Genomic DNA, 14945 nt, shown 5'->3' with positions numbered 1-14945 from the left:
GTCGATGTGGCGCATTATAGAGATCCCGCTCACATTGGCAAGGCTTTACCGCAATTAAATTGCAAAAAACTGCACTTTTTTAGTTATTCATATCAACACACAGCCTTTATACAGACTTATCCACAGATATGTGCAAAAAGAGAAGTTTTGCCCCGGATAGGCACAGTCGCGTCTGATGCGCAGCGCCAACGGCGGCCTCTATATAAAGAGGCATATAGTGCAGTGCTTATCCCAATCCAGCCTCTTTGACCCAGCACGCCATCAGCTCGCAGGCGGGAAGATCCCAGCAGCCCGATACATTCTGGCCAGCCCAGAGCGGAGAGAAGCCACAGTCCCCCACCTTTTCGGCGGCGGTGCGCAGCGGTGCCAGTGCGCCACTGGCATAGGGGAAGTGAGGGGCAAGATCCGAGAGCGGGCCCAGCTCTTTCATAAGACGGTTGACGATACCCCGCGCCGGGCGGCCACTGAACAGATTGGTCAGTGCCGTCTGCTGGCCTTGGGGTGAATGAAGGGCGGCTCGATGCAGCACCGAGGTGGTCGCTTCATGGCAGCAGAGAAAGGCGGTGCCCATCTGCACGGCGCTCGCCCCCATTGCCAACGCGTTGGCGATCCCCTTGCCATCGACGATACCGCCAGCGGCAATCACCGGCAGATCGGTCACCGCGAGGATCTGTGCCAGCAGGGTCAAGGTGCTCTGCTGCAAGGCGAGATCATCGGAGAGGAAATGACCGCGATGACCGCCCGCCTCCAATCCCTGAGCGATGATGGCATCGGCGCCGTGTTGAGCGAGCCATACAGCCTCCGCCACGGTGGTGGCGCTGGCCAAGACCTTGGCCCCCGCAGCCTTCACTTGAGCAAGCAGCTCGGGAGCGGGCAGGCCGAAGTGGAAGCTGACCACCGCCGGTCTGAACTCAGCCACCATGGCGGCATGATCCTCATTGAAAGGTGCACGGCTTGGCGCCGTCGTAACGGTTGGGGGAAGTATGCCGAACTCGGCATAGTAGGGAGCAAGGCGCTGCTGCCAGCTGGCCAGAGCAACGGGATCAGGTTCCCGTTGTCGATGGCAGAAGAAGTTGATGTTAAATGGCCCAAGGCCGCTTTGGGTAAGTCGTCCCAGTTTGCTGCGCAGCTCCGCTGATGTGAGCATGGCGGCAGGCAAGGAGCCCAAGCCGCCCACTCGGGTCACGGCCAGCGCCAGCTCGCTACCCTGCACACCGGCCATCGGTGCCTGAATAATGGGATAACGCATCCCCAGCTCGGCAAACAGGCTCATCAGTTCACCCCAAGCAGCATTGCCCGTTCTTGCGGGCCAAACCGGTTGTTGCCATCCATCTGTCAGACTCCTTTCCGATAGCTATGGTTACACATCAGGCCCGCAAGGGGCCTGATGAAGAGAGTGAAGGCTTAACGCACGCTGCGCAGCAGGAAGTCCGGCTGACCACAGGAGCGGCGCTCGCGCTTTTGCATCTCGGCGGAGCAGGTGACCGCATCTGTCCCCTCTTTATTGACGCAGATATAGATCTCCCGCAGGAAGCGGCCACCATCGGCGCAAGCCACCGTGATGTTGTCGGGGGCCAGCCACGAGTTGGCGCTCGCCAGATCGGCCTTGAGCTGGAAGCTGGTTTTGCGCAGCGGCTCTTCCGGGGATTGATAAGCCGCCGGGATCTTCACCTTCTGGCGCAGATCGCTTGCCAGCTGATGGAAGGCCTGCTGGCTCAGGCCGGAGCAGGTGCCGTGCTTCTCCCACTCATGGCGATAGAGAAAACGGCTGGGGTAGAGGTCGGCAAACTCGTTCTCCATATCGGGATTGAGCCGTTCGCGGGTGCAGTTGCTGGGGTAACCGCGATCGTACTGGGGCCAAAGACCATGCAGCACAAACCCCAGCTTGCGGGAACACTGGTCCCGATCGGCCGGTTTGACGGCACAATGCTCGGGCGACCAGGAGAGTGCCATGGCGTAATAGTCAAACTCCCCCGCCTCCCCTTTGGCCAGCACGGCCGAGGAGAGCAACAAACCACCCGCCAACAGGGCAATCATCTTCTTCATCTTTATATGTCCACCTAACGCGACTCGGGATGAAAGCCATGCTCCCATATTCTGGCGGCGGGAAACAGCCATGCCGAGACGCCGCGCGACAAGGGTCAGACCAGTCAGGGGTTTCACCTGAGGGCGAGCAGGGGTAAGCTGACCGACCGGTAGGCTCCTCGTCCACCACCAGATAATCCCTCTTGGCAACCACAGGATGTAACATGATCCGCAAGAATCCCTCCGGCCATCTGCCTGTCATCGACGAATCCGCCTATATCGACAAGACCGCCATCATCTGCGGCAAGGTGATCATCAAAGAGAATGTCTTTGTCGGCCCCTATGCGGTGATCCGCGCCGACGAAGTGGATACCAACGGCGAGATGGAACCCATCGTCATCGGCGCCAACTCCAATATTCAGGATGGCGTGGTGATCCACTCCAAATCCGGCGCCGCCGTCACCATCGGCGAGTACACCTCCATCGCCCACCGCTCCATCGTCCACGGGCCATGCGAAGTGGGAAACCGCGTCTTTATCGGCTTCAACAGCGTGCTGTTCAACTGCCATATCGGTGACGGTGCCGTGGTACGTCACAACTCGGTGATCGATGGCTGCGATCTGCCGCCGGAGTTCTACGTCCCCTCCACCACCCGTATCAACCAGCAGAGCGATCTGACCCATATCCCACGGGTCTCGGTGGATGCCGCCGAGTTCTCCGAGGACGTAGCCCACACCAATATCGATCTGGTCAAAGGGTACAAGGCGCTCTCCAACGAGTTCTGATCCCTCTATTTCCAGCGGGTTTCGGTAGATGCCGCCGAGTTCCCCGAAGATGTGGCTCACACCAACATCGATCTGGTCAAAGGGTACAAGGCGCTCTCCAACGAGTTCTGATCCCTCTGTATTCCCAGAGAACAAAACGGGCGCCGAGGCGCCCGTTTTTCATCAGACTATCTATAAAGGCTAGATGGCCCTGACGCAGGTGGCGGCATGGGCCTCGTCCGCCAGATCCCACAGAGGATCACCAGTGCTCAGGTCGAACAGCGGCAGCTCACCATCGTCATTGGCAGTCGCATCGCTGCTCCAGTAGCGGTTGTAGAGCGGCCAACCCTGCTGCTGGAGCAACTGATCCGTCGCGCCATCCTTGTTGTAGGCAGCAAACAGCACCTCCAGCTCGGCCCGGGTCGGCAGACGCCAGTCATCGTGGCCGCGCGCCACCAGCTGCTGGCAGTAATCCCGCGCCCGCGCCTGACCCATGGTCACATACTCCAGCGGGAAGGGATTGTAGTCGCCATCGCTGTCACTGCTCACACCGTCATAGGAGATGGACAGACGCTCCGCCTCGTCCCTGGTCAGCTGGCAGACAAAGGCCAGCTTGCCCGCCACCAGCTCGGGTTGACGACAGCCCCGGGCAAAATCAGGCTGGGCATCGACCACCTGCACCGTCACGTTCAACGTGTGACGAGCCGTGGTCGCCACCAGTCGTGCCGTACCGACCGCCACACCGCGTAACTCGCCCTGCGGACTCACGGTGGCGAACTCCGGCTGTTCGCTGCGCCACTCAACAGGCCCATCGAGCGGGCCGAGAGAACCATCGCTCAATTGCCACTGCAGTTGCAGAGGAAGCGTTCGCCCCACTTCCAGCTGAGGCTGGGCAGGCAGCACGGCCAAGCCGGTGATCACCGCTCCCACCGGAGCCGGGTCATCCGCCTCACTCACCCCCAGCTCGGCAACAGTGGCCGGGGTGCGGCGCGGCTCGGCCGAGGTGCTGCGCAAAAACTCGCCGATGGCATCGAGCTCGTCATTGCTGAGGCCAAGAGCATGCAGGTGATCGGAGGCTTTGGGGAAGAAGGGATCATATTGATCCGCGCCGGTCGGGAAGCCGACCCCGCTGCTCCACTTGGTCACGCCAAAGTTGTACATGGCCACCACCCCCTGCACCGAGCCGCCGATACGCTGGGCCAGGATCGGGAAGATGCCGTTGTGCATATAGGGGCCGGTAAAGGCGACGTCCCGCAAGCTGGGGGTCTTGAAGCGACCGATGTCCGCCTTGTTGCGGGTCTGCAGGAAGCGCCCGCGATCTTCCAGCTTGCCACGACCGTAATAGGTGAGCCCCACACTCTCGAACCCGTGCTGACTCAGCAGCGGGCCAGAGTGGCAGTTCATACAGCGGCCATCGGTGCGGTAGAGGTGCATCCCCCACAGCGCCTTGTCACTGAGCGCCTGACTATCCCCTTTGACGAAGCGCTCAAAATCGCTGTCGCGGCTGATGATGGTGCGCTCGAAGGTGGCGATCGCCTTGGCAATCCGCTCCAGCGTGATCCTCTGATCGCCAAAGACGGTGGCAAAAGCAGCCTGATAGTCGGGGCTGGCCTGCAAGCGAGCCAGCAGTTCGTCATGACTCAGCGCCATTTCGATGGGGTTCTGGATCGGGTGAAGCGACTGCTCCTCCAGCGTGGCGACCCGCCCGTCCCAGAACTGGGTCGAGCTGAAGGCGCTGTTGAGGATGGAAGGAGCATTGCGATTCCCCTTCTGACCCAGATGACCGACCGAGACACTCAGGCCGTCGCTCCACCCCTTTTGCGGATCGTGGCAACTGGCACAGCTGATATCCCGCCCCTTGGAGAGCTGTTTGTCGAAAAAGAGCTGCTGACCCAGCACCACCTTGGCTCGGCTATAGGGGTTGTCGGCCGGGAAGGGAACCGCCGGCAGCGGCCCCAGCTCCTGCCATTCCACCCCGTCATCCACCCTGGCGGCAGGCCATTGAGCCGATGAACCGCTGTATTGGGCGCGCAGGGCCGCCATGTCCGGCTTGCTGCTATCGCGCACCACGGAGGGGCGCACCGGATAGGGTGCCAGCGCATACCAGAGCAGACTCCCCTCTCCCTCATCCAGCCAGGTTCGGGTCGCCAGTTGATAGAGACGGGGTTGACCCGTACCATCCTGCAGCCAGATCTGGGCGGGCAGGGTGACGGCAAAGGTATTGGGGTAGCGCCATGCCGACTTGTCACTGCTCAGCAGCCGTTCGAATTCGGTGAGGGTCGGCAGGCGCCAGTCGCTGCGGCCGCAAGCGGTCAGCCCCGCAGCCAGTTGTGGCTGGCTGGCAATCTTCAACGCACTGGTGTCACTGCCATAAAGCCAGTACTGACTGCCCTTGACCCCGCTGACCGTGCGCACATCGTGCAGGCACTGCCAGGGGCCACGCACCACCAGCTGCCCCTGCTCATCGAGGCGCAGCAGATCTGCCGTCTCCGGCTCGTCCGGCTGGCTTGGATTGGCGGGGTAGAGCTGGGTGCGGGCGGACTGGATCTGGGCACTGTTGCTGCGCTGATACCAGCTGCGCGCCTGCTTGTCATCGCGCAGGGCCAACAGCATCTGCCAACTGTCGGCATAGTCGAGCACGACGCCCGGCTGACGCTGGGCCAGCAGGAAGGCTGCATAATCCTCAATGGCCGCCTGTTGCTGCACGCGGATCTCCTCTGCCCTGCCCCACTCGGCCTGACTGAGGGAACCATCTCCGCTCTGATCCGCCAGCAGGAAGAGCGCCGTCTCCTCCTCGTTCAATCCCAGCCGCGGCACGCTGTTGCGGCGCGCCAGAGTGATCCCGGCCGAGAGATCCGCCACCCGCACCGATACCGCGCGCAGCAGATAACCCTCGTCGCTAGCGAGCAGCTCCAGCGGCTGATCCAGTTGCAGACCTGCTGGCAAAGTGATGCTGACAAGCTGGCCCAGTTCGATGGCCTGCTGCACGCGGATCCCGGTGGCGACCTGTCTCACCTCGAGCTGTGCCCCCGCCCCCAGCCGATCGGCCACATTGACCTCAATGGTCAGGGGAACCCGGGTATGAGTTTCCGGCGGTACTATTGGCGGAGTGATGGGCGGTTCGGTCGGCTTGACGACCGGCGGGGTCACCTCGGGTGAGGGGGTCACCGACGTATTGCTGTGATTGTCATTGCATGCAGTCAGAGCCAGCAGGCTGAGCAGTAAGAGGCTGGTTTTCATTCGGTATGGTTGGGTGGTCAGACAAGTGCGCGACTATCCAACCAAATACCAATCATTATCAATTGCATTCAATTAATATGCTTTTTGACAACAACTTCTTATCAGCACGCCTTACCACCCGATGAGAGAGGGCAGCCTCTTTGGCTGCCCTCTCTTGCTTCAAACCCGCTTGTCGAAAGCCCGACAATCTTCAGGAGCACTTCTTCAGGCTGATATGCCAGTTGGCACCGGATTGCACCTGATGCTTGGCGGCGAAGCTGTCCATGTTCAGCGCCACCGACACCTGCAGCAGGCTGTTGAGGTAGACCAGCGGCTGCCCTTCCGGCACATCGCCGAAGCTGCTGACGTAGGGTGCCTTGCCGTCATATTTGACCGCAGACCCTTCGCTGATCTTGATGCAGGCTGTATCCCCCTTGTTGATCCCCGCCTTGGTCAGCTGGGTATCGTCGATGTTGGTCCAGACGTTGCCGTACTGCACATCGAGGATTGGGATGGTGCCCTTGAGGGTGCCATCCTTCTCGGCTACCGCAGGCTGATAGGGGATCTTCACCACCTCAGCAGGCAGTTTCGGGCCTACCTGCTCGTAGTTGATGGCGCCGGAAGCGAGTCGTGCGCCGGTATAGGCATACACATCGCGGCCGTGGAAGGTGTAGGACTTCTCGGAACCCTTGAGGCGGTTGAGCTTCTCATCGATCTGGCGCACCGCCTCGATGCCGAAGTGCTCGGCCACCAGGGTCAAAGTGCCGTTGTCCGGGGTAACGATGTAGTGGCCGCTCTTGGTCTTGAGCACCACCGAGTGGCGATCGGTGCCCACGCCAGGATCAACCACGCTGACAAACACCGTGCCCTTGGGCCAATACTGCAAGGTCTGGTAGAGGCGGTAGGAGGCTTCCCAGATGTTGTAGGCCGGGATCTCGTGGGTCAGATCATAGAGTGGCAGGGTGCGATCAACCCCGAAAGCGACCCCTTTCATGGCTGACACGGCGCCATCTTTGAGGCCGAAATCGGTCTGGATCACCAGCGCTTCGTTGGCGGTGGCGATGCCACTGGCCAGCATGAGGGCGAGCGCGATGGCGCGGGGAGCGGTGCGAATATCCATATCTGAACTCCTGAATCATCTGAGGATAACGAAACGGCAATAGCCATTTAGACATCCAGACTGCCAGCTGTAGATTTTTTTGCAAGGGGTTTGCAACAAAGTGAGAGGCGACTCGCAGAAATTGTGCTCGCCAAACGGCGGCGGGGGAGGTATCAAAGGCAGAATGGGAAAACGTTTACAATACAGGAGCGCAGCACTATGACACAACCGGTACCGGAGATGATGACCCTGCTGCTGGAGATTGGTGAACAGAGCAGCCAGGTCTGGCTGAGCCAGCCCGAGGGGGCGCCATTGGCCATCCCGCTGGCCTTTGGCACCCACGCCATCCAGCCCGGGCCGTTTCGCCACGCGCCGCCCACCCCGCTTGAGCTGGAGCGGGCCATCATGGTGGTGGAAGATGAGCTGATGCGCATCGCCCCGCAGATCCCGCCTGGCTTGCAGCTGACCCTGCGCAGCCAGCCGTCACTGGCCGAAGTGCTGGGGGACAATGAACTCAGCCGGGATCTGGTGGAGCAGGCCTTTGGCCAGCTGGCCGCCATGGCGGAAGGGGATCCCCTCGCCGCCAGCTTGCTGCCCCGCGACGAGCACTTTGCTGCCGTGCTGCTGATCGTCAGGGAGTGGCTGCACCATCTGGCCAGCGAGAGCGTGCTGATCGTGGAGTAAGGGTAAATAAGTGGTGAAGGCTTCAGCTTCTGGCAAGGGTTGTCGGTGGATCCTGTCGGAATTTCTTTCGCGTATACTTGGCTCACACGGCGCCCGCGTCCCCATCGGTACTGCACCAGACACCTATGACCTTATTTTCAGGTAAATCCCCAACCCTTCACTGGCCACCGGCGCTTGCTCGCCAGTTCATCGTCAAAGTGCTCGGATTAGCCCTGCTCGCCCTGACCGGATTGGGCTGCGTCTTCTATTACACCTATCAGAGCCTGCGGCACGATATGGATCTCATCACCGCCAAGCAGAAGAACGTGTTCGAGGTCTTCTATCAGCGGGCCAAGATCCTCGAGGTGGAGAACATCACCAGCTATCTCGCCTACCAGCGGTCGCTGGAGTCCCCCAACCACCTCGTTCGCAACAAGCCGAACACCAACTACCTCTATGGCTACGACCTGAGAAGCAAATACCGCTTTGCCGATATTCCGCTGCAATACCCGGCCGCCAATATCCTCAACACCTTCCGCTATGCCCTCTCCTACCCAGAGGTGATCAATATCTACACCATCTGGAATGACTACCGGCTGATCGGCATGGTGGCCGACAACGATGTGTTGCCCGCTAGACTGGCGCCGATCAAGGTGGATCTGATGACGCTGCCCGCCTGGTATCACTACTTCGGTTGCGCCAGCTTTGCGCCCGGCCGCCCCTTCTGCAGCGCCGATGAGGCCTTTGTCTCCGATATCGAGATCGACAGCTTCAGCATGCGCAGCACCATAGTGATGAGCTTCCCCTTCATTCATCCGTCGGGGCACGGTGGCTACCAATACGGGCTGCTCAGCATCGACATCGCCGTCGATGAGGCGTTTCGCGATGTGCTGCGCCCCTTCGACACCGTCAACCCGACCCGCACCAACATATCATTTGAAGCTGCCGAACCCTGCCATCGCTGGCACGTCTGCCTGAGCAAACCCTTTATGCGCACCAAGGCGGGGGAAGATCTCTATCTCAAGTGGTCCTACAGCTGGCTCGATTTCGTCAAGCTGACGCTGCAAGGTGCCGCCTTCAAGGTCTATCTCATCGTGCTGCTGTTGGGCATGATTACCTGGAAGCAACTCTACCTACGGCTGCGTACACTGGCCCACACCGACCACCTGACCCGGCTGCCGCGCCGGGACATTCTCAGCCAGAGTCTGCTCCATGAGCACGACTACCTGATGATCCTCGATATCGACAACTTCAAGTCGATCAACGACCGCTATGGTCACGCCGTCGGCGATCTGGCGCTGATGGCGTTCTCCCGCCATATCAAAGGCAGCATCCGCAAGGTCGATACCGCCATCCGCTGGGGCGGCGAGGAGTTTGTCTTGCTGTTCAAGGGGATGGAGGATGACGAGATGATGATCCACTCCGCTGGCCGCCTGCTGGAGCGGCCCTTGCGGATCCCCGAGCTGCCCACCCCCATCACCTTCTCCGCCGGGGTGATCCGCATTCGCGACTACCTCACCGTCACCGAGGCGGTACATCTGGCCGACGAGCTGCTCTACCACGTCAAACAGCACGGCAAGCACAACATCGCCTGCTACACGGGCAAAGCGATCCGGCTGATCCGCCCGTTGCCGGACGCAACAGGGGCATAGCCGCCTTCTGCCGATCCCCCTGCTTCTGTTACCATCGCGGCCACGATGATTGTGTCGTTGTGGCCGCTGGCCGCGATAACCCCATACTGGTGCCCTCTATGTCTATTGCCTCATTCGCCGAACTGGCCCTCTCCCCCCGTCTGCAGCAGACCCTGAGCGAGCTGGGCTATGCCGCCCCCACCCCCATTCAGGCCCGCGCCATCCCCACCATTTTGGCAGGGCGGGATCTGATGGCTGGCGCCCAGACCGGCACCGGCAAGACCGCCGCCTTTGTGCTGCCGCTGCTGGAGCAGCTGCTGCAACATCCAGCGAGCGACACCGCCCACCCGATCCGTGCGCTGGTGCTGGTGCCGACCCGCGAGCTGGCGGTGCAGGTCGCCGAGAGCGTGGCGCGCTACGGTCAAGGCACCGGTCTCACCAGCACCCTGGTGTACGGCGGGGTGAGTATCGCGGCGCAGGTCAAAGCGCTGAAAAGCGGGGTGGATCTGCTGATCGCCACCCCGGGTCGCCTGCTCGATCATCTGCGTCAGGGAGCATTGAGCCTTGATAGCCTCCGCCATCTGGTATTTGACGAGGCGGACCGCATGCTCGACATGGGCTTTATGGACGAGATCAAGGCACTGCTGAAACAGATCCCGGCGGATCGCCAGACCCTGCTCTTCTCCGCCACCTGCGACGACAACCTGTTTGCCTTGAGCAAAGTGCTGCTGCGCGACCCCGAATTAATTGAAGTGGCACCGCGCAACACCACGGCGGCCGAGGTGGAACAGCGGGTCTACACAGTGGATGGCGAGCGCAAGCTGGCGCTGGTCGAACATATGCTCAAAGTGAAGGGGTGGGCACCGGCCCTCATCTTCAGCCGTACCCGCCAAGGGGCGGACAAGCTGGCCCAGCAGCTTGGCAAGGCTGACATCAATGCGCTGGCCTTCCACGGCGATCTGTCGCAAAGCGCGCGTGAAAAAGTGCTGCTGGAGTTTCGCGCTGGCACCCTGCAAGCACTGGTCGCCACCGATGTGGCAGCCCGCGGCCTCGACATCACGGATCTCAACTATGTGATTAACCTCGAATTCCCGTTTGTGGCGGAGGATTACGTCCACCGTATCGGTCGCACCGGCCGCGCGGGCAACAAGGGGCTAGCCATCACCTTGTTCAGCCCGGAAGATGCGCCGCTGTTGGAGAAGGTAGAAGCGGTACTCGACACCCGCCTACCCCAGCAGTGGTTCCCGGGCTTTGAGCCGGATCTCACCCGCTTCGAGCCCGAGCCACGCCGCAACAGCAAGGCGGCCCAAAAGCAGCGCGCCAGAAAGCAGGCGCTCTCTGGCAACAAGGGTGGCAAGGGCAAGCGTTAAGCCGCTCCTGCGCCGCCAACAAAAAACGCCCGCATGGGCGTTTTTTGCTATCCGACTCGGGCAAGTGCCCCTTGGCGAGTAGCACCCTAGCGGCTCGCCAGCACCAGTGGCAGGGATCGCAAAATCTGCCGCTCCGCCAGGGTCGAGAGGATAAACATCACCAGATAACCGAGCCCCAGAGCCACGATAATCGCCACCACGTTGACAGTGAATTCCGCCACCAGATAGTAGGCAGCAACCAGCGCCACTATGCCCGCCAGCCGGATCAGCAAACTCTGGGTAAAGTGACCGTGGGCCTTGATATAGGCGAGCTGATAGCCGTTAAGCATCATAAAGATAAAGAAGATGGAAAAGTGGAACAGCACAGGCACCGCCCCCACGTAGTCGGCGGGGAAGAACAGCAACACCAGCGGCTTGCCCGCCAGCAGCATCAAGCCAAAGAACGCCAGACTGACGATGGCGGAGAGGCGGAAGATCCAGCGCCGTATCATCCTGATCTGGCGGTGATCGCCATTGCGCAGATTGACCGCCAGCTCAGGCAGCACAAAGCGGTAGATGGGGAAGACAAACAGAGTGGTCATATAGGTGAAGATAGGGCGCACCACCACCTGAAAATCCCCCAGCTCGTCGATGCTGAAGTGGCGGATGGTGAGCAGCACAGTGATGTAAATCATCAGGATGCTGGCCCCCGCCTCCAGCGAGGCAGTAAAGCTCTTCTTCACATAACTCACCATCTCGGGGCCTAGCTCAACTTTAGCGAGCGGCTTGGTGGCGATGGCCCGGCGACGCGAAACATACATATAACCGGCGATGGCGAGCGACGAGAAGGTCAGCCCGTAGAAGAGCGAAGCGAGCGCATCCATCCCCAGCCCGAAGTAACAGGCCATAAACAGCAGACCGTTGGCCAGCGGCTCCAGCCAGGTGACCCGATTGGAGAGCTGATACATCCGGTACATGGCCACCAGATTGGTGAAGTAGACCTTGAGCCCCAGCCCGAAGATGACCCCCACCAGTTGCAGATACTCCACCCGGATATGGAGCCCGTGCTTGATATAAGGGATCACCGCCCCCCAGGTGAGCAGCACGATGCCAATCAGGAAGTAGCGGAAGATATTGATGATGTCCCGATCGTTTTTGGTCTGGGAGTAACTCACTACCATGGAGGAGCGAAAACCTGTCATCAGGATAAAGGAGAGGGAGATCAAATCCACCACGCTGTTGAACAGCGCCAGCTCCCCCTTGGCGACCCACTGCGCCAGCCACACCTTGAAGGCGAAGCCAATAACGATGCTGACCAGCGAGGCCCACATCCCAGTGATAAAGGCCTGCTTGAGGCGCGCGAGAGAGGCGTATTGCATAACGAAAATGGATAACTTTCAGGGAAAAGAGAGAGGGCCATCTTATGAAAGCCTCCCTCCCTTGAACAGCGTTAATGCCACGCACTCACAGCCACCAAAAAAACCGCAAACGCAAAAGGCCCGCTTATTTCCTGAAAGCGGGCGTTTTGTGGTGTGCCGTTATGGCTGCTGATTGCAGCGATGGCACGGCTTGCTGCCAGTCTGTCGCGCAACCCTTATGACTGCGGCGCCGCCTTGATCAGCTCTTCATAGTGATCAATCAGCTCAGGCCCGTGCAGCGGTGAGTCGTGACCGCCGATTACCGTCTTGATCGGCAGCTTCATCGCCTTGAGCCGCTCGATGGTCTGCGGATACTCCTTCACATTGGCAAAGCTCAGGTTGCCCAGCTTCTCCTTGAGGATGCAGTTGCCATAGAGCACCTGCTGGTCGGGGAAGTAGACAAAGATGCCGTCCGGCGTGTGGGCCGGGCCTGCGTAGAAGGCGCGCACCTTGCCCTCTTGCAGCTTGAAGTCGCCATCGTGCACCACGTTGGGCAGCACCAGCGGTAGATCCGGATACTCCGGCAGCCCCTTGCGGGTAAAGGCGACAATCTCGGCCCAGTCGCTCTTCATCAGATCCCGGGTCTGGCGAGTCGATACCACCTTGGCCCCGATGGACTTCCAGTAGGCGTTACCGCCCGCTCGGTCGGTGTGGTAGTTGGTGTTGATCACCTCCAGCACCGGTTTGCTGCTGACCCGTTTGATCAGCTTGTGCAGCTCGCGGGCGGTATCCGGCGTCCAGGTCGCCCCCACCACCGTCACCCCCTTGGCCCCGAAATAGACCATGGAGTTCTCTTTGACGTAGTAGTTATCTTCAACAACATAGACAGGGCCGCTCACCTGCATCAGCGACATCCCCGCCGCCCGCACGCTGCCACCCCAGAAACTCGCCATCAGCACCACGGCCCCGGCCAATGTGCACTTTATCCAACCTTTCATCATCTTGCTCCCTCGAACCAACCGCCCCCTCGCCACCCCTGTGGCAAGCCGGGCCTTTTAAGCAGTGAGCAGAAGATACGGGGGATTTGTGAGGGGAAAATGAGGTTGTGTGAAGTCTGGGTGAAGTCAGGGGAAAGTCCGGAGCAATCAGCAGCGGCCTCCTGTTCGCGATCGCCCGAATACGCTGCGCTATTCGAACCTGCAACACAGATAGCAACCCCTCACCCTAACCCTCTCCCGAGGGAGAGGGGATGGCTCGTGCCAATTCCAAGCCACTCATATTCACCCGCACCACAGAGCCAACACACAATCAGCGGAGCATATTTGCCCCCTTCTCCCCTTGCGGGAGAAGGGCTGGGGATGAGGGGATGGTAAATGGCAATACGAAAGCTCAACACTCGAGATAATTTATTGATCTATGTCGAATTTAATCTGGAAGTAACTTCCCTAAAAAATATTTATAGCTATGATGCTCATTTGATGACAAAAAACATGTTGAAGCTATTTTTCGGGAAAGCACTGTGAAAACAGAACTATCTATAAAGTTGGACTATTTAAAAGACAGGAGCAATCCTGCCGAAGTATTCGAAGCAATGGCATCATATATCAATGCCTATCAGGACCTTGGTCAGTTACTTAGTAGTTCTATTGGACTAGATACAGACTTCAGCTTTCAATTAAATGACATAGAGAAAGGTTCAATTCTAAGCAAGCTATCTGTAATATCAGATAAAATAGATAGCCTCCTTGAGGCTGCTTTTTATACCTCAGGAAATGAGTTGTTTAAAGAACTTATCGATGAAGAGTCAACTGAGACTGAAGAGCAAGTTGAACAATTAGCAGCCAAATTAGAGTCATCTCTAGCACGAAACATTCCGCCACAAATGATAGACCACTATATAGATAGACAAAACCTATCTTTTGTTTTAAGCAAATTCTCAAATGCCAATCAGAAAATAAGAAACGGTGAGTCTGTAACATTTAAAAATGGAAAAAGTAATCGTTCCGAGTGCCAAATTAATACAAGGTGGCGATTTTTAGGTAATCCTAGAGAAATGTTCCAAGGTGATACCCAGTCTCATGAAACCGATGATAGATTGTATGTCAAAATTTCTGTCAATGAAGGCAACTCAGTTTGGTCATTCCGTAGTACATTATTAAATCGTTCTTTCCCTGCTAGAATATTGCAAAAAGAATGGTTAGAACGATATCAAGCAGGACTAATCCCTGCCATTGGCCCCAAAGACATTATTAAAGCTAGAATTAAATATGATGTTTACACCCCAACCAAAGGACATGGGCATCCAGAAATAAGGAATGCAAAGATAATTACTATAGAGAATATAGAAAGATTTAGTGGGCATCAATATGAAATTGACGCTTGATATTAAAGAGCGAAAAGCCACATACGCTGAATTAAAAACAGAGTATCTCTATATTTTAATTCCTTTTATGCTGCTTATCTCAGTAAAACTGCATCTATCCTCCTGGCAAGAAATAATAATATCTCCCGACTGGTCTTTAGCATCATGTCTCATTTTTGGGCAAATTACATCTAAAGTATCTAAAGCTATAGCTCGGACAAAATGTAATACCAGCGAGGAGTATTTTGGTTGGTATACGGCAAAGAGATTCCTTCTTGTATTAGTGTCTGCTGCATCTTATTTTGGCATGCTATCTAAACCTACGTTCGAATTGGGTGTATTTCAGTTATTTATTTTTGTACTTGCAAGTTATTTTCATTTCAAAGATGGTTTTACAACAAAACTATTGCAGATAAATTCAAAGTGATTTTTTTCAAAAACAAACCCACCCGCATAACGGATGGGTTTGCTTTCT

The 14945-nt window shown here is 58.0% G+C and carries 12 protein-coding genes; 6 read left to right on the top strand and 6 right to left on the bottom strand.

What is annotated here, in order from left to right:
• Positions 1-226 precede the first annotated feature (226 nt).
• A complete protein-coding gene (locus tag BN1135_RS12285) occupies positions 227-1273 on the bottom strand; it encodes an NAD(P)H-dependent flavin oxidoreductase (RefSeq protein ID WP_042021485.1) in 1047 nt (348 codons plus the stop codon).
• A 131-nt stretch (positions 1274-1404) separates the two neighbouring features.
• Positions 1405-2046 (bottom strand): ribonuclease T2 family protein, encoded by a 642-nt coding sequence (locus BN1135_RS12280; RefSeq protein ID WP_042021483.1) that lies wholly within the window; start codon positions 2044-2046, stop codon positions 1405-1407.
• 203 nt (positions 2047-2249) lie between these two features.
• On the opposite strand from BN1135_RS12280, the gene BN1135_RS12275 reads away from it, so the two are divergent.
• Entirely contained in the window at positions 2250-2810 is a 561-nt protein-coding gene (locus BN1135_RS12275) for a gamma carbonic anhydrase family protein (protein ID WP_042021481.1), read from the top strand.
• Between the two features lie 180 nt (positions 2811-2990).
• Here the strand turns inward: BN1135_RS12275 and BN1135_RS12270 are convergent, their stop codons facing one another.
• A complete protein-coding gene (locus BN1135_RS12270; protein ID WP_042021479.1) occupies positions 2991-6029 on the bottom strand; it encodes a cytochrome c peroxidase in 3039 nt (1012 codons plus the stop codon).
• A 190-nt stretch (positions 6030-6219) separates the two neighbouring features.
• Entirely contained in the window at positions 6220-7128 is a 909-nt protein-coding gene (locus tag BN1135_RS12265) for an SAM hydrolase/SAM-dependent halogenase family protein (protein WP_042021476.1), read from the bottom strand.
• A gap of 198 nt (positions 7129-7326) precedes the next feature.
• On the opposite strand from BN1135_RS12265, the gene BN1135_RS12260 reads away from it, so the two are divergent.
• From BN1135_RS12260 to BN1135_RS12250, 3 genes are all read left to right on the top strand, one after another.
• Entirely contained in the window at positions 7327-7791 is a 465-nt protein-coding gene (locus BN1135_RS12260; protein ID WP_042021474.1) for a hypothetical protein, read from the top strand.
• A gap of 125 nt (positions 7792-7916) precedes the next feature.
• On the top strand, positions 7917-9422 hold the full coding sequence (locus tag BN1135_RS12255; RefSeq protein ID WP_042021472.1) for a GGDEF domain-containing protein: 1506 nt from the start codon (positions 7917-7919) through the stop codon (positions 9420-9422).
• Between the two features lie 98 nt (positions 9423-9520).
• Positions 9521-10771 (top strand): DEAD/DEAH box helicase, encoded by a 1251-nt coding sequence (locus BN1135_RS12250; RefSeq protein WP_042021470.1) that lies wholly within the window; start codon positions 9521-9523, stop codon positions 10769-10771.
• Between the two features lie 86 nt (positions 10772-10857).
• Here the strand turns inward: BN1135_RS12250 and BN1135_RS12245 are convergent, their stop codons facing one another.
• Positions 10858-12129: a membrane protein gene (locus BN1135_RS12245; protein ID WP_042021468.1), complete on the bottom strand. Its 1272-nt coding sequence runs from the start codon at positions 12127-12129 to the stop codon at positions 10858-10860.
• A gap of 215 nt (positions 12130-12344) precedes the next feature.
• Positions 12345-13109, bottom strand: a complete 765-nt coding sequence (locus tag BN1135_RS12240) for a subclass B2 metallo-beta-lactamase CphA-14 (RefSeq protein ID WP_082186785.1) — start codon at positions 13107-13109, stop codon at positions 12345-12347.
• Positions 13110-13627: 518 nt separating this feature from the next.
• Here BN1135_RS12240 and BN1135_RS21615 point away from each other — a divergent pair.
• Positions 13628-14491: a hypothetical protein gene (locus BN1135_RS21615; protein WP_082186784.1), complete on the top strand. Its 864-nt coding sequence runs from the start codon at positions 13628-13630 to the stop codon at positions 14489-14491.
• Complete coding sequence (locus tag BN1135_RS21610; protein ID WP_082186783.1) at positions 14475-14897, top strand: hypothetical protein; 423 nt, start codon at positions 14475-14477, stop codon at positions 14895-14897. The genes BN1135_RS21615 and BN1135_RS21610 overlap by 17 nt, the downstream gene beginning before the upstream one ends.
• Positions 14898-14945: the final 48 nt, after the last annotated feature.

Source organism: Aeromonas sobria (assembly GCF_000820145.1).
Classification (GTDB): Bacteria; Pseudomonadota; Gammaproteobacteria; order Enterobacterales; family Aeromonadaceae; genus Aeromonas; species Aeromonas sobria.
Note: the sequence above shows the minus strand (reverse complement) of the source record. Positions and strands in the feature narration are given on the sequence as shown.